This window comes from Rhodococcus sp. GA1 (assembly GCF_024321955.1).
Lineage (GTDB): Bacteria > Actinomycetota > Actinomycetes > Mycobacteriales > Mycobacteriaceae > Rhodococcus > Rhodococcus pyridinivorans.
In genome coordinates this window covers 2,155,324-2,169,824 of sequence record NZ_CP097186.1, presented here as the reverse complement: position 1 = coordinate 2,169,824, position 14,501 = coordinate 2,155,324, and the positions used below count along the sequence as shown (strand labels likewise).

Annotated in this window: 14 protein-coding genes, 1 tRNA gene and 1 other RNA gene; 8 read left to right on the top strand and 8 right to left on the bottom strand. The window is 69.6% G+C overall.

The features are described from left to right. Positions 1–36: 36 nt before the first annotated feature. Positions 37–621, bottom strand: coding sequence for a TetR/AcrR family transcriptional regulator (locus M3330_RS10185; RefSeq protein ID WP_024102753.1), 585 nt, complete (start codon positions 619–621; stop codon positions 37–39). 53 nt (positions 622–674) lie between these two features. Further along, positions 675–1,340 (bottom strand): YoaK family protein, encoded by a 666-nt coding sequence (locus M3330_RS10180; protein WP_019290292.1) that lies wholly within the window; start codon positions 1,338–1,340, stop codon positions 675–677. 139 nt (positions 1,341–1,479) lie between these two features. Between M3330_RS10180 and M3330_RS10175 the strand changes: the two genes are divergently transcribed. Beyond that, a complete protein-coding gene (locus M3330_RS10175; RefSeq protein ID WP_041803950.1) occupies positions 1,480–2,529 on the top strand; it encodes a DUF1524 domain-containing protein in 1,050 nt (349 codons plus the stop codon). A gap of 44 nt (positions 2,530–2,573) precedes the next feature. Here M3330_RS10175 and M3330_RS10170 read toward each other — a convergent pair whose 3' ends face one another. Both M3330_RS10170 and M3330_RS10165 read right to left on the bottom strand, forming a co-directional pair. Further along, complete coding sequence (locus M3330_RS10170; RefSeq protein WP_255028635.1) at positions 2,574–2,837, bottom strand: hypothetical protein; 264 nt, start codon at positions 2,835–2,837, stop codon at positions 2,574–2,576. 85 nt (positions 2,838–2,922) lie between these two features. Further along, positions 2,923–3,010: transfer RNA gene (locus M3330_RS10165), tRNA-Ser, on the bottom strand. A 117-nt stretch (positions 3,011–3,127) separates the two neighbouring features. Between M3330_RS10165 and ffs the strand changes: the two genes are divergently transcribed. The 5 genes from ffs to M3330_RS10140 all read left to right on the top strand — a co-directional run bounded on the left by ffs (position 3,128) and on the right by M3330_RS10140 (position 7,669). Next, positions 3,128–3,222, top strand: an RNA gene (gene ffs / locus M3330_RS10160) — signal recognition particle sRNA small type. A 47-nt stretch (positions 3,223–3,269) separates the two neighbouring features. Next, on the top strand, positions 3,270–4,562 hold the full coding sequence (locus M3330_RS10155) for an aminotransferase class I/II-fold pyridoxal phosphate-dependent enzyme (RefSeq protein ID WP_303627227.1): 1,293 nt from the start codon (positions 3,270–3,272) through the stop codon (positions 4,560–4,562). 389 nt (positions 4,563–4,951) lie between these two features. Further along, positions 4,952–6,301, top strand: a complete 1,350-nt coding sequence (locus M3330_RS10150) for a hypothetical protein (RefSeq protein ID WP_231912051.1) — start codon at positions 4,952–4,954, stop codon at positions 6,299–6,301. 22 nt (positions 6,302–6,323) lie between these two features. Beyond that, entirely contained in the window at positions 6,324–6,896 is a 573-nt protein-coding gene (locus tag M3330_RS10145; protein WP_006552504.1) for an HhH-GPD-type base excision DNA repair protein, read from the top strand. After that, positions 6,893–7,669, top strand: coding sequence for a trypsin-like peptidase domain-containing protein (locus M3330_RS10140; RefSeq protein WP_255028632.1), 777 nt, complete (start codon positions 6,893–6,895; stop codon positions 7,667–7,669). Before M3330_RS10145 ends, M3330_RS10140 begins: the two co-directional genes overlap by 4 nt. 21 nt (positions 7,670–7,690) lie before the next feature. Here M3330_RS10140 and M3330_RS10135 read toward each other — a convergent pair whose 3' ends face one another. The 3 genes from M3330_RS10135 to M3330_RS10125 are packed head-to-tail and all read right to left on the bottom strand — an operon-like array spanning position 7,691 to position 10,598. Beyond that, positions 7,691–8,797, bottom strand: a complete 1,107-nt coding sequence (locus M3330_RS10135) for an LLM class flavin-dependent oxidoreductase (protein WP_255028631.1) — start codon at positions 8,795–8,797, stop codon at positions 7,691–7,693. After that, positions 8,797–9,642, bottom strand: coding sequence for a hydroxyethylthiazole kinase (thiM, locus tag M3330_RS10130; protein WP_006552501.1), 846 nt, complete (start codon positions 9,640–9,642; stop codon positions 8,797–8,799). Before thiM ends, M3330_RS10135 begins: the two co-directional genes overlap by 1 nt. Before the next feature lie 59 nt (positions 9,643–9,701). Continuing rightward, positions 9,702–10,598, bottom strand: a complete 897-nt coding sequence (locus tag M3330_RS10125; protein WP_033097937.1) for a sulfurtransferase — start codon at positions 10,596–10,598, stop codon at positions 9,702–9,704. A 124-nt stretch (positions 10,599–10,722) separates the two neighbouring features. On the opposite strand from M3330_RS10125, the gene M3330_RS10120 reads away from it, so the two are divergent. Then, positions 10,723–11,412: a GntR family transcriptional regulator gene (locus M3330_RS10120; RefSeq protein ID WP_006552499.1), complete on the top strand. Its 690-nt coding sequence runs from the start codon at positions 10,723–10,725 to the stop codon at positions 11,410–11,412. 4 nt (positions 11,413–11,416) lie between these two features. On the opposite strand, the gene M3330_RS10115 is transcribed toward M3330_RS10120, so the two are convergent. Then, a complete protein-coding gene (locus M3330_RS10115; RefSeq protein WP_219129842.1) occupies positions 11,417–12,061 on the bottom strand; it encodes a PadR family transcriptional regulator in 645 nt (214 codons plus the stop codon). Between the two features lie 131 nt (positions 12,062–12,192). Here M3330_RS10115 and M3330_RS10110 point away from each other — a divergent pair, with 131 nt between their 5' ends. Then, entirely contained in the window at positions 12,193–14,451 is a 2,259-nt protein-coding gene (locus M3330_RS10110; RefSeq protein ID WP_219129843.1) for a DNA polymerase III subunit gamma and tau, read from the top strand. Positions 14,452–14,501 lie beyond the last annotated feature (50 nt).

Sequence of the window (14,501 nt, the reverse complement as noted above, 5' to 3'; positions counted from 1 at the left end):
AATCACCGACCCGCGTCCCGGATTCCGGGGCGCGGGTCAGTGCGCGTCGGCGCCGTCGAGGACGAGCTGGACCTGGGCGTGCAGAGCGTGGGTCAGATACTCGCGCGGGTAGAGCTCGGGGCTCGCCGCCGCGTCGAGTGCGAGCCCGTTCGCGGCCGAGAGCAGCAGAGCGGCCCGGGTCTCCGGGTCGGGTGTACCGGCGCGGATCAATACGCGCGCTATGCCCGTGCGGATCGTGAACAGGGTGGCGGTGCGGATGGCGCTCAGCGTGGGGGAGGTGACCGCCCGCACGGCGAACGCCGACATCACGTGCACCTCGCTGCCACGTTCCTCGTCGAGGGGGAGCAGCTGGCTGAGCGCGGAGAACAGGGTGCGCGCCGGATCGATGTCGGGATCGACGTTCGTCAGCCGGTTCAGCACCCGGTCCGAGAGCGTGCGGAACGAGTACGCGAGCATCTCGTCCTTGGTTGGGAAATGGTGCTGCACCGCCCCGATCGAGACCCCTGCCTCGTTGGCCACCTCCCGCACACTCGCCGCGTCGAGACCGTTGCGTGCGGCCACGTCGAGCAGGGCCGCAGCAAGCCTGGTGGGGCTGGTGGTGATGTAGGGGCGCGTGCGCATGGGGAGCACCGTAGCCGAGCTCTCCACCATACGAACGTACGGGGAGGCGGGAATCACACCCCGTCGGTGAGCTCGCGATCTGAGAGGAAACGGACCGACACCGTGAGCGCGGCTGCGAACGCCGCTGCGATCCACAGGGCGTGCAGCCCCAGCACCCGGTGGGCGAGCGCGCCGAGAACGGCGCCCGTCACCAGGCCGCCCCACAGGCCCAGATAGGGCAGCCAGCTCCAGCGCGGACCACCGAAGAACGCCGCCGCGATCCGCTGCCCGATCTTGACCAGCGCACCCGTCATGTAGGTCAGGGCGACGGTCGTCTCCCCGAGCCGCCGGAACACCGAGTTCTCCGTTCCCATGGCCAAGGTCATCGCGATCACGGCGACCGGCGTCCAGTCCACCAGGACGGCCGCGGCGGCGACCGTCAGCAACACCGTCACGGTTGCGAGGACCGCGATCTTGCGGGTCCGCCGGTCTCGGTCGGTCAGTTCCGCCACTACGCTGCCGAGAATCACTCCGAGCACGAACAGCGCGAGCACACCGCCGATGAGCGCCACCGTCTGCCACGCACCGTCGGCCGTGCCGACCGCGAAGCGCGTGGAGTTGCCGCTCATGAACGACACGAACACACCGCCCAGGGTGATGAACCCGAGGGCATCGATGAACCCTGCGAGAGAGGACAGCGCGATCGCGAGTCCCTGCAACTGCCTGCCGTAACCGACCACCAGACGATAGTAGGAACCGTTCCCTCCGGGATGCCGACCACGTCGGCTCCCGGATACTTACGCGGTGTAACGACCGGGCTTTGTGGGCGCGATGGACAAGGGGAGCCGTCCGGCGCCGTCGTTCTCAGGAGTTCCCTCGATGTCCTTGCCCCGCTTGTCGTCCCGGCTGTCCCTGCTCGTCGTCGCGACGGTCGCGGGTCTGACCCTCACCGGTTGTGATTCGACCACCGAGGACACTTCCGTCGCTCCGGCGGCGACTTCCGAACAGTCCCCGGTGCCGAGCTCCGAAACCCCCACGACGACACCGTCCCCCACCACGACGCGCTCCACCTCGACGACCGCACCGAACCCGGCAGCGTCGGCGGATTCGTCGGAGGCCCTGGCCCGGCTGGCGACCCTGCCGATCAAGGGGCGCGCGCCCAAGACCGGGTACAGCCGCGACCTGTTCGGCCAGGCGTGGAGCGACGACGTGTCGGTGGAGTTCGGGGGCAACGGCTGCGACACCCGCAACGACATCCTGCGACGCGACCTCGTCGATATCGTCTACCGGCCCGGTACCCGCGACTGCGTCGTCGCGTCGGGAACCCTGAACGACTTGTACACCGGTACGACGATCGCGTTCACCCGCGGGCAGGACACCTCGACCGCGGTGCAGATCGACCACGTCGTCGCGTTGTCGGACGCGTGGCAGAAGGGCGCGCAGCAACTCGACGCGGGCACCCGGGCCGATTTCGCCAACGACCCGCGCAACCTCCAGGCCGTGGACGGGCCGACCAACCAGCAGAAGAGCGACGGCGACGCCGCCACCTGGCTGCCGCCGAACCGCGCGTACCGCTGCACGTATGTCGCGCGGCAGATCGAGGTCAAGGCGATCTACGGCCTGTGGGTGACGCAGGCCGAGCACGACGCGATGGCGCGGGTCCTCACCGAATGCGGAGGTGGGGCTCCCGCAGCTGCACCCGCGCCCACCACGACGACGCGCCAGGCGCCCGCACCTGCGCCGGCACCCTCGCCGGCTCCTGCACCTGCACCTGCGCCCGCACCCGCCGAGCCGGCCCCTGCTCCGGCGGAGGTGTATTACAAGAACTGCGCGGCGGCCCGGGCCGCGGGAGCCGCACCGCTGTATGTGGGAGAGCCCGGCTACCGGCCGAAGATGGACGGTGACGGGGACGGCGTCGCCTGCGAGTAGCACACTGCAGCGCCTGCGAGTAGCGCACCGCCGTGATCTCTCGGTCAGCTGAAGCGGTGGGTGAGATTGCGGCGCATGCGGTGCAGCTCGCGGAGCTGGGCGCCCAGCCGCTGGACCTCGGCGTCGAACCGGCGCGCCCGGTCCACGGCCCCCACCCGGTGTTCGGCGAGGGCCTTCTGTTCGGTCTTCTCGATGGCTGCGGACACCTCGTCGATCTCCCGGTCCAGCATCTCCACCCAGACCGAAGCCTGCTCGTGGTCGGCGTCGTCGCCGAGCGGGAAATTGTCGTCCGCGGTCACGAGACGCATCGTGCCCGAGATCGGCCCGGTACGCGAACAGGGGGACCGGAAAAGCAGAAACCCCGTGGGACGCTGTGCGCCCCACGGGGTTCCGTGGCGGAGGATAGGGGATTTGAACCCCTGAGGGCGTTAACCCAACCCGCGTTCCAGGCGAGCGCCATAGGCCACTAGGCGAATCCTCCGTGGGGAAGCATACCGAATGGAGACCCCAACTTGCCAAACGGGCACGTCGCACCCTGATTCCAGGGGTGCTGCGGGGGCGGGTTCGCCGCCGAGGCGCTCGTTCCTCTACACTTGCCGATGGATCCCGCGCGGCGCGCATCCTGTGAACTCCCCCAGGGCCGGAAGGCAGCAAGGGTCAACGGGCTCTGCCGGGTGCGCGGGGTCCTCTTAATTTCCGCCGATGCCCGTGTCACCGTGCACGGTGAAAGGTCCCTCCGCATGCCTACGCAGACCCAGTACGGGTTGATGAGCCATGAGGAACTCGTTGCAGAGCACGAGCGCCAGTCCGCCAACTACGAACGGTTGAAGTCGGAGAAGCTGACGCTGGACCTGACCCGCGGCAAGCCCTCGCCCGAGCAGCTCGACCTCTCCGCGGAGTTGCTGTCGCTGCCGGGTGCCGACGACTTCCGCGACGGCAGCGGCACCGACACCCGCAACTACGGCGGCCTCACCGGCCTGCCCGAGCTGCGCGCGATCTTCGCCGAGCTGCTGAACATCCCGGTCGAGAACCTCGTCGCAGGAAATAACGCGAGCCTCGAGATCATGCACGATCTCGTCGTCTGGTCGTTGCTGCACGGCACCGTCGACTCGCCGCGCCCGTGGTCGCAGGAGTCGGTCGTCAAGTTCCTGTGCCCGACGCCCGGCTACGACCGGCACTTCGCGATCACCGAGTCGCTCGGCATCGAGATGATCCCCGTGCCGCTGCGCGAGGACGGCCCCGACGTGCGGTTCATCGCCGATCTCGTCGCGAACGACCCGCAGATCAAGGGCATGTGGGCTGTGCCGACCTACTCGAACCCCACCGGCGCGGTGTACTCCGAGGAGGTCGCCCGCGAGTTGGTGTCGATACCGACGGCCGCTCCCGACTTCCGCATCTTCTGGGACAATGCCTACGCGGTGCACCCGCTCACCGAGCACCTCGCGCCCGCGATCGACATCCTCGGTCTGGCCGCGCAGGCCGGTCACCCGAACCGCGTGTTCGCGCTGGCGTCCACCTCGAAGATCACCTTCGCCGGTTCGGGCGTGAGCTTCTTCGGCAGCTCCACCGAGAACCTCGCCTGGTACCAGAAGTACCTGGGCATCAAGACCATCGGTCCCGACAAGGTCAACCAGCTGCGTCACCTGCGCTTCTTCCGCGACGCCGAGGGTGTGCGTGCCCACATGGCCACGCACCGCGAGATCCTCGCGCCGAAGTTCGCGCTCGTGCGCCGCATCCTCGAGGAGCGTCTCGGCACGTCGAAGGTCGCGTCGTGGACCGAGCCCGAGGGCGGCTACTTCATCAGCCTCGATGTCGTCGAGGGCACGGCGGCCCGCGTCATCGCCCTGGCGAAGGAGGCGGGTATCGCGCTGACGGGTGCCGGTTCGGCGTTCCCGTACAAGAAGGACCCCGAGGACAAGAACATCCGCCTCGCACCGAGCTTCCCTTCGCTCGGTGAGCTCGAGAAGGCCATGGACGGTGTCGCGACCTGCGTGCTGCTGGCCGCAGCGGAGAAGGCGCTCGCCGACAAGTAGTGCGTGGGTAGGTACGCAACGCGAGGACGAGGCTCGCAACATCGGCAGTCACTGCCGGCGTTGCGAGCCTCGATTCTTTGTTGCGTACCTCCGTCGACAAGAATCTGCACTCCGGGTGTGAGTTTGTTCCCAGCCTGTGGATAAAGTTGTGCACAACACGTGGACGGGCGGTGGACAACTCGGATCGGCCCTGGTCGGGCATTCTCGGTGCCCGCCGTCACCGCGACTTGCTTTCCCCTACCGACCTGACATACTCGCTGGTCAGGGTCGCCGCATACCGTGCGGCGGGTTCGGAAGTGGTGAGTGTGATGGAAAACCGCGCTCTCGTGAATTCCGGAGTCGGCGTATCGGCCGTCGGATCTGTCACGGGGTGTCTCGGTGTACTGAAGGTGTTCCTACTGGCGCTCGACATCGAGGCGGCGCCCGAGACGCCCCCGCGGGTCCCACCCGTCGAGAAGGTGGAGCCCTTCCTGCCGGCACGCATCGCCGAGCAGCCCGAGACGGACCACGGTGTGCGTCCGCCGTGCCTGCTCGCGTTCCGGCACGTCGTCGACCCGACACGACCGGAGATCTCGTTCGGTGCGTCGACGGGGTCGCTGCGTGAGGCGCCGGACACGACCCGACCGTATGTGGGACACCCCGCGACGTGCGTGTCGCTGTGGGACGTCCCCGGCCACGGTCTCGTCCTGGCGTTGGAATCGCTGTCGGACCACGGGTCGCCGCTCGTCGACTGGCGCAGCGACCCGCTGCAGGACCGCGACGGCGCCGGTCTGCGCCCGGTGCTCGGCGAGTTCCTCGCGCCCTTCGAACTGACCGCCGACGCCTGCCTGAACGACGTGTTTCCCGGACTGAACAGGCGGTTGTGTGCGCCGACGACCTATCAGCCCCTGCACGAACTCGTCGTCCACCGCCACCGGGGAGTCGGCGATCGCGAGGTCGCCGAGGGCATGGTCGTGGAAGTGGTCTCGAGCGGCGGCGAACGCGTCCGCTCGCTCGTCGACGGCCCGCGCATCGGACCGGAGGCCCGCACGGCGGCACGGTCCTGGGGTGTGTTGTGGAAGTGGGACCGGGTTCCGCTGGTGGACCGGCCCGTGCAGCCGGGAGCCACCATCGCCGTGCGGGAGGACTCCGGTGCGGTGCTGTTCGACCTCGAGGCCACCGCTCTCGGCAGCGACTATGTCGGGCACGGCACCCGCGAGATGATCTACGGGCTCATCCCGTGGGTGGCGGTGCGGGCCCGGGCCTCCGCCGACTACTGGACGACCATGGAGCATCTGCGCCACCCCGACGGGCTCGGCGGCGATCGGCTGGCCACGGTCCTCGACGACATCGCGATCATGCAGGCGCGCCGGATGGAACGGGCCCTGCTGCGCAAGGAATCGATCCACGACGACCGGTTCCACTCGTGGACGCAACCCACCCAGCTGCGAGCACTCATGGCCGGCCGGGTCGCCGACGAGTTGGCCGAACTCGACGCGGAACTGTCCGAGGCCGTGGACATCGTCGAGCACGCCCTGCTGCGCAGTGCCGAGTTGCGCGGTGCGAGGCATACCCGCTTGGCCAAGGGCTGGTCCGCGGCGGCGTCGGTCATCGCCGTCGTGGCGTTGTTCGCCGCCCTGGCCGCCGTTCCGGACACCTCGCAACCGACGCTGTTCCCGCACTGGCTGCATGCTCTGACCACGTCGATCGCGCTCACCCTGGGCATCGTGATCGCGGTGGTCGTGTGGCGCCGCCCGTGACGCGCAGGGCATGATCGTCTGCATGTCCTCGACGCTGAACCTGGTCGGAGATCCCGACGCCGACGCACTGCTGGCCGAGAACCCGCTGGCGCTTCTCATCGGCATGCTGCTCGACCAGCAGGTGGCGATGGAGGTCGCGTTCGCGGGACCGAAGAAGCTCGCCGACCGTCTCGGCGGTCTCGACGTGTACCGCATCGCGTCGGCCGACCCCGACGAGTTCGTCGCGGTGTGCGCGCAGCAACCGGCCGTCCACCGGTTCCCCAAGTCGATGGGACAGCGGATCCAGGCGCTGTGCGCGGCGATCGTCGAGGACTACGACGGCGACGCCTCCGCACTGTGGACGTCCGGCGACCCGGACGGCAAGGAAGTGCTGCGGCGGCTGAAGAAGCTGCCGGGCTACGGCGACCAGAAGGCACGTATCTTTCTGGCGCTGCTCGGCAAGCAGATGGGTGTGCGGCCCGAGGGATGGCGCGAGGCCGCCGGCGACTATGGGCACGAGGATGCGCGCCGGTCGATCGCCGACGTCGTCGACGAGCAGTCGCTGCGCGAGGTGCGCGAGTTCAAGAAGTCGATGAAGGTAGCGAAGAAGTCATGAGACGCGTCGCAGCGGTGTGCGGCGCCGCCGTCGCCTTCGCCGGGGGAACCGTGGGCGTGGCCTCGGCCGGCGGGGGAGACGACCGGGTCGTCCTCCGGCCCGGCGACGGGATCGTGTTCTCCGCGGAGCCGACACCGGGTTGGTGTTCCGTGGCGGCGGTCGGTCACGACGACGCGGGTCGGCTCGTCGCGATCACGGCGGGGCACTGCTATCAGACGGGATCGTCGCCCGTCTGGAAGGTCGAGGAGCAGCACCGAGGGCCGATCGGAACCGAAACGGACGTCGCGAGTACGGGTTCGGTCGATCAGCTGGGATTCCCCACCGACGAGATTGCCGACTACGCGGTGGTCCTGCTCGACGAGACCCGCGTGCGGGGATCGAACACGTCGGTGCCCAACGACCGGGGAGAGCGAGTCGTGCTCGAATCGGTCGCGGCGTTCGGCGAAGGCGAGCTGCCGGCCGGAACACATTGCGCGGCAGGGCGGAGCACGTCGGTGGCCTGCGCGACCGGCGATGTGCGGGTGGACGGGAACCTGATGTCCTCGCCGCTGCTCATGCGACCGGGCGATTCCGGCGGGCCGCTCGTGCGTACCGAGACGGGCGAATGGATGGGACTGTCGGTGGGTTACCGGTTCCCGGAGACCGCGGTCTCCGACGACCGGCAGGTTCCCGACACGAGGTTCGCCGCCTACCAGCGGGCCGACCGGATCCTCGCCGAGATCGACGCGCGCGACGGGATCGGCTCGGGGTTCCGTCTCGTCGACACCCCCTGACCGATCCCGCCCGCGTTACCGTCAGAGCTTCTCGAAACGTGGAATCAGGTGTTCAGCAACGTTTTTCGCCTCGTCGATGAGCGGCCATCCGGCGAGGATGAGGGAGGTCGGTCCGGTCGCGTCGCGCAGGGTGCGCACGTGGCCGGTGATCTCGTCCGGGTCGCCGACGTAGTAGACGGCCGACGATCCCGTGGCGAAGATGTCCAGCGGTGACCACGCGGTGATGCCCGCGTAGAGGCCGTCGCCGAGATACAGGTCCTCGGGTTCGGGCAGCTTGCCGGCGTTGATGGTGTCGACCCAGCCCTGCCGCTGCGCGTCGCGCGCGGTGAAGGTCTTCAGATCCTGCTTGCCGTGCGTGCGGCGGCGCACCGCCCGGTCGAGCACGTCCTGGATCTGCTCGATGCCGGCCTTCTCGAACAGCGACCGGAACCGTTCGAGTGCCTCGTCCCGATTCGGACGCACGATGACGCCGGACAGAGCGCCGAAATCGGTGTACTCGCGCCCCTCCGTTGCAGCGGATTCGCGTGCAGCGGTGAACTTCTCCGTGACGAACGAGGTCTCGCGCAGCATGATCAGGTAGGCGTCGAGCACCTTGCCGGCGTTCTGCAGACCGGCGGGGGAGTCGCCCGTTCCCCACAGCGGGACCGAGTGGTCCGCAGGAGCATCGATGCGCAGCGGGGTGTTGGGGAAGTTCGACGCGGTGCCCTCGGCATAGATGCGCCGGAACTCCGCCCAGTACTTCTCACCGAGCTCGTACCGACGGTCGTGCTCGACGTTCATGTAGTACTTGGTGAGGATGTTCTCCCGGCCGTTGACCGAGTTGATCATCAGGCGACCGCCGCTGAACGCGTCGAAGGTCAGGGCCTTCTCGGCGAGCAGTCGCGCGGGCGTCATGTTCGCGTAGATCGCGACGAGGAACTTCATCCGGCTGGTGTGCGCCGCAGCCCAGGTCGCCGAGATGAAGGGGTCGTTCGGCCAGGTCGCGACGAGCGCACCTTCGAAGCCGCCGTCGTCGATGGTCTTCGCGAGTTCGATCTGCCGCTGCCCGTCCACCGGGTACAACCCGCCGGGGCTCCAGGGGTAGTCGCCGTCGGCCTGGGTGAGATACCAGAAGGTCTTGATGGGCATTACTTCGTGTCCTTCGAGGGGAGTTCGAACGGTTCGACGCGGGCGCGGGCGCGCAGCGTGCCGGCGTCCACGGCGAACAGGGCGTCGAGGTAGGCGACGGCGAAGGAGCCGGGGCCGGTGGAGTTCTCCTCGGCGATCTCGGACGCCACGGCGACGTGCGTGTGGGCGGCCGCGAGGCCGACGAGAGGGGTCTCCGCGACCGCGAGATAGGCCGCGACGAGTCCACCGAGGGAGCATCCGGTGGAGGTCACGCGCGGCAACATGGCGCTGCCACCGGCGATGCGCAATCCGACGATCCCGCCGTCGCGGTCGCGGCCGACGAGGTAGTCGACGGGACCGGAGGCCGACACGGCGTCCGCGCGGTCGAGCAGCGCGAGCGCGGCAGGCACGGCAGCAGCGGCCTCGTCGGCGCTGTCGACGCCGCGCGTGTCACCGCCCAGACCGGCCAGCGCGATGATCTCGGAGGCGTTGCCGCGGATCGCGGTGGGACGGAACTTCAGCAGGTCGGCGGCGAGAGAGGTGCGCCACGCCAGTCCGCCCACGCCCACGGGATCGAGGACCCACGGGGTGCCGGCGTCGTGCGCGGCCTCGGCCGCGCGGGTGAAGGCCACCGAGGTCTCGTCGAAGGGCGTGCCGAGGTTGACGAGCACTCCACCGGCGATGCGCGCGAAATCGCCTGCCTCGTGGGCGTTGTCGATGTGCGCGTTACTGGCGCCTGCGGCGAGCAGTACGTTGGTGAGGAAGTTGGCCGAGACGATGTTGGTCAGCGAGTGCACCAGCGGCGTCTGCGCGCGCAGGGCGTCGAGGGTGACGGCGAGATCATCGACGGTGGGGGTCGTGGTCACGGGAGATCCTGTCGGGAGGAGGGGAGGGGACGAAGCGGGTCAGGATCGCGGACATCGCATCATGCGTCGCCCTTCCCTTCTCCGAGTGTCCGCACGGGGAGTGCGGGGTCGGCGGTCCACTCCTCGAGGGATCCGTCGTAGACGGCGATGTCGTCGTGGCCCGTCCGGACCAGTGCGAGCGCCACCAGGCAGGCCGAGACGCCGCCACCGCAGTAGAGGATCAGGGGCCGGGAGGTATCGGCGAGGGCCTGCTCGGCCAGCTCGGCGATCCGATCGGTGCTCCGCAGGACGCCGTCGGCGAGCAGGCTCTTGGCCGGCAGGTTCCGGCTCCCGCCGATGTGCCCGCGGCGCGCGTAACGAGTGGTGGCGGTGCCTGCGAACTGCTCGGCGTCGAGCGCACAGACGAGGGTGCCCGGTGCGTCACCGGACACCACGGCGAGCACGTCGTCGCGATCGCGCCACAGGCCGTGGTCGGGCAGCCCGGTCCGGGATGTGGTGGCAGTGCGCTCGGCGGCGTCGCCGGTTTCCACGGGCAGGTCGAGCGCGGTCCAGCGGGCGAAGCCGCCGTCGAGGACGCGGGCGGAGACACCGATGTTGCGCAGCATCCACCACAGCCGGGACGCCCAGGTCATGCCGCCGTCGTCGTAGATCACGAGGTCGGTGTCGGGGGTCACGCCGAGTTCGGTCAGGGCGGCCGCGAGGTCGTCCGGGGCGGGGCGGGAGAAGTGCAGGTCGGTGCCGGGGGCGCTGAATCCGCCGAGCAGGTCGGCGTGCACGGAGCCCGGGATGTGCGCAGCGCGCCAGGTCGCGTAGCCGGATTCCGGACGGTAGTCGCCGTCGAAACGGGGCTTCGGAAAGGTGACCGTGGCGTGCAGGACCGTGTGGGCGCCGGGGTCGCTCGCGAGCTCTTCGGCGCTGATCAGCACCTGTTCGTCCCGGAAAGCCGCCTCGGTCACGCGTTGGGTCCTCTCGTCGTGTTCGAGGAGCGACGCTAAACGACGAATAACGTATACGCAAGTATTCGTAAGTCCACGGTGGCATAATCGGCGCACGTAAACGGCATGCCTACGGAGGGTGTAGATGACCGAGCAGGACGCGACGGCCGAGCTGGAGAGCTCTCTTCTCGTCGAATCGCCCACCGGGCGCGACGACCAGACCTCCAAGCAGTACCTGCGCCTGCGCTCGGACATCCTGGCGGGGAAGTTCCCACGCGGCGCCGCTCTGCACGAGACCCAGCTCAGCGAGACCTACGGGGCGTCCCGCACCCCCATCCGCGAGGCGCTCAACTGGCTCGCGCACGACGGTCTGCTCGAACGGGCCAGTCGCGGCTTCCGGGTGCGTTCGGGCACCCCCGAGGACGTCATCGAGATCTATGCGGCGCGCGTCGCGCTCGAATCCGAGGCGGCCGGCGCCGCGGCGATCCGGCACACCGATCTCGACATGGCCCGGCTCGAGCGACTGCACGATTCGTGCTGCTCAGCCACCGACGACGGCGCGGTGCGCATCGGGAACTTCCGGTTCCACGAGGCGCTGTGGCAGGCCGCGCACAACACGACGATCACGACATTGCTCGTGCGTCTGACCACCCAGCTGCGGATCTACGACTCCGGGCCGCCGTCCAACTACGGCGAGCCCGATCTGCTCAACCGGGAGCACGCGCAGATCCTCGACGCCTTGCGGGCGCGGAACGAGTCCGCGGCCCGCGAACACATGCGTGCTCATCTCGAGCGCAGCCGCGAGCAGCGCATCCGCCTCTTCGCCCGCGGCTGAGCCTTCACTCCTGATCGGACGTGTCGATGTCGCCGGCGAGGATCCGGTACAGCGACTTCTTGGCTCCGGTGAGGACCGCGTGTGCCGCGGCGACCTCGGCGTCGGAACCGCTCATCGCGACCGACCGCGTCGCGACCTGCAGTTCGCGCAGTGCGAGTCGCAGGTCGGGGGCGTCGGAATCGGGATCGTGAGCGGCGAAGGGGTCGAGGAGCTCGTTTTCCGGATCGTCGATGTACGTGCGGCCCGCATCCGTCAGTGAGACGAGCTTGCGTCCGCCCTCCTTCTCGACGGTGACGAGTCCTTCGTCCTCGAGCTGGGAGATCGTCGGGTAGATCGCGCCGGGGCTGGGGCGCCAGGCGCCGCCTGTCCGTCCGGCGATCGCTTCCATGAGCTGGTAGCCGTGCATCGGTTCGGTGCCGAGCAGGCGCAGCACGGCCGCGCGGACGTCGCCTCGCTGTGCTCGGCCGCGTCGTCCTCCTCGCGGGCCGCCGTGTCCCCGTCCGCCGCCACCGCGGTGCGGGCGGAAGCCGGGTTCGTCGTGCGGGTGGTGTCCGCGACGGCGGGGGCCGTCGGCGCGGAACGGGCCGCCGGGAAGATCTCGATCGTGCATGGCGCGGCGACGGCCGCGGGGATGTTCGTGGGTTCGCATCTGTGCGTCTCCTTCTATGTCGATACGGTCACGATAGATCTCGATATATCGTTAACGCAACAGTGGTCTCGGCCACAGATGTCGACGGACCGACCTCCGTGCATGTCGGGAGCCGCCGGTACGCTCGGCGCGTGGCTCTGTACCGGAAGTATCGACCTGCGACCTTCGCGGAGGTGGTGGGGCAGGAGCACGTCACCGTGCCCCTCAGCACGGCGCTCGACACGGGCCGCATCAACCACGCCTACCTGTTCTCGGGTCCTCGTGGATGCGGCAAGACGTCCTCGGCGCGCATCCTCGCCCGCTCGCTCAACTGCGAGACCGGCCCCACGTCCACGCCGTGCGGAACGTGCCGGTCGTGCGTGTCGCTCGGCCCGGGCGGTGGAGGCAACCTCGACGTCACCGAACTCGACGCCGCGAGCCACGGCGGTGTCGACGACACCCGCGAACTCCGCGACCGCGCGTTCTACGCTCCAGCCGAATCGCGCTACCGCATCTTCATCATCGACGAGGCGCACATGGTCACCACGCAGGGCTTCAACGCCCTGCTCAAGATCGTGGAGGAGCCGCCGGAGCACCTCATCTTCGTCTTCGCGACCACCGAGCCCGAGAAGGTGCTGCCCACCATCCGGTCGCGCACGCATCACTATCCCTTCCGGCTCCTCGCTCCCACGGCGATGCGGGGTCTGCTCGAGCAGATCTGTGGCCAGGAGAACGTGCCGGTCGAGGACGCGGTCTATCCGCTGGTCATCCGCGCCGGCGGTGGATCCCCCCGCGACTCGCTGTCGGTGATGGACCAGCTCCTCGCCGGTGCCGGCCCCGAGGGCGTCACCTACGAGCGCGCCCTGTCGCTGCTCGGCGTCACCGACGTCGCTCTCATCGACGAGGCCGTCGATTCGCTCGCGGCCGGCGACGGCGCGGCGCTGTTCGGCACCGTCGAGAAGGTCATGGACGCCGGGCACGACCCGCGTCGCTTCGCCGTCGACCTTCTCGAACGGCTCCGCGATCTCATCCTCATGAAGTCCGTCCCCGACGCCGCCGAGCGCGGACTCGTCGACGCACCCGGCGACGTCCTCGAGCGGATGCGCGACGAAGCGACCCGCCTGGGCCCGGCCACCCTCACCCGCTACGCCGAGATCGTGCACGCCGGGCTCGGCGAGATGCGCGGTGCGACGTCGCCGCGTCTGCTGCTCGAGGTGATGTGCGCGCGCATGCTGCTCCCCGCGGCGTCCGACGCGGAAACCGCTGTCCTGCAACGCCTCGAACGACTCGAGCAGGGCATCGTCGCAGCCCCGGCGGGAAGTGTCGCGCCGAAGCCGGTGGCAGTACCCGCCGCGCCTGCCGCACCGCCCATCTCGCCCGACGAACCCGCGGCACGTTTCCAGCGTCCCTCCCAGCGCCGGGCAGCGGAGGCGGCGCCTGCCGCACCGTCCAACGAGACTGCTCAGCCCCGCGAGACTGCTCAGCCCCGCGAGGCCGCTCAGCCGCAGCCGGAAGCTGCCCAGCAACCCCCTGCCCAGCAGGCACCGGTGCAGCCCGAACCGGCCCAGCCGACACCTGCCCCGACACCGCCTCCCGCCGCCGCGCAACCTCCCGTCGTCCCGGAGGCTCCACAGCCGCAGAGTGTGCCCGACGAGGTTGCCGCGCAGGAGGTTCCGACGCCCGCCCCCGAGGAGCCGGTTGCTCCCGAACCCGAGCCCGAACCCGCCCGCGCGGCAGGCGGTCCCGACGCAGCCCAGATGCGGGGCGTGTGGTCGGAGGTGCGCGCGAAGGTCCGCGAACGCAGCCGCACCGTCGAGGTGATGCTCTCGGGCGCCACGGTCCGATCGGTCGACGGCACCCGCGTCGTTCTCGTGCACGACTCCGCTCCGCTCGCGAAGCGACTCGCCGACGCGCGCAACGCCACGGTCATCGCCGATGCGCTGAAGGCGGTCTTCGGTGGAGAGTTCGAGGTCACCTGCGTCCACGGATCCGCTGCTGCGGAGGCGCCTGCCAGAACCCCGGCACCCGAAAAGAATTCGCGTCCGGCGGGTCAACCGCGTTTCTCCCGGCCGAGCCAGGCGAAGAATGCCGCGCCGCCCGCACCCGCCGAAGCCCCCGCCGCGCCGCAGCGACCGGCGGCCGCACCGTCGGCTGCCCCGACGTTCACGCGTCCGTCCGTGGAGAGCGTCGACGACATCCCGCCGCCCGAAGCCCCCGATCTTCCCGACGACCCGGGCCCCGGCTACGACGCGCCGCCGCCCGACCCGTCGCAGATGACGGAGGCGGACGTCGAGGAGATGTTCGCCGAGGCCGCCACGCCCCGCGACCCGTCGACGCGCCGCGATCCGGAGGAAGTCGCGATCGAACTGCTCAAGGACGTGCTGGGAGCGAAACCGCTCGACGAGAAGTAGTCGTACCGGGCCTGGAGTTGCCGACGAACGGTGTCAGGTCTGCAGGTTGT

What these genes read in the sequence shown, in the direction of transcription:
- M3330_RS10185 (WP_024102753.1), bottom strand. Translation starts at nt 621, where the DNA reads ATGCGCACGCGCCCCTACATCACCACCAGCCCCACCAGGCTTGCTGCG.
- M3330_RS10175 (WP_041803950.1), top strand. Translation starts at nt 1,480, where the DNA reads ATGTCCTTGCCCCGCTTGTCGTCCCGGCTGTCCCTGCTCGTCGTCGCG.
- M3330_RS10170 (WP_255028635.1), bottom strand. Translation starts at nt 2,837, where the DNA reads ATGCGTCTCGTGACCGCGGACGACAATTTCCCGCTCGGCGACGACGCC.
- M3330_RS10155 (WP_303627227.1), top strand. Translation starts at nt 3,270, where the DNA reads ATGCCTACGCAGACCCAGTACGGGTTGATGAGCCATGAGGAACTCGTT.
- M3330_RS10145 (WP_006552504.1), top strand. Translation starts at nt 6,324, where the DNA reads ATGTCCTCGACGCTGAACCTGGTCGGAGATCCCGACGCCGACGCACTG.
- M3330_RS10140 (WP_255028632.1), top strand. Translation starts at nt 6,893, where the DNA reads ATGAGACGCGTCGCAGCGGTGTGCGGCGCCGCCGTCGCCTTCGCCGGG.
- M3330_RS10135 (WP_255028631.1), bottom strand. Translation starts at nt 8,797, where the DNA reads ATGCCCATCAAGACCTTCTGGTATCTCACCCAGGCCGACGGCGACTAC.
- M3330_RS10120 (WP_006552499.1), top strand. Translation starts at nt 10,723, where the DNA reads ATGACCGAGCAGGACGCGACGGCCGAGCTGGAGAGCTCTCTTCTCGTC.
- M3330_RS10115 (WP_219129842.1), bottom strand. Translation starts at nt 12,061, where the DNA reads ATGCGAACCCACGAACATCCCCGCGGCCGTCGCCGCGCCATGCACGAT.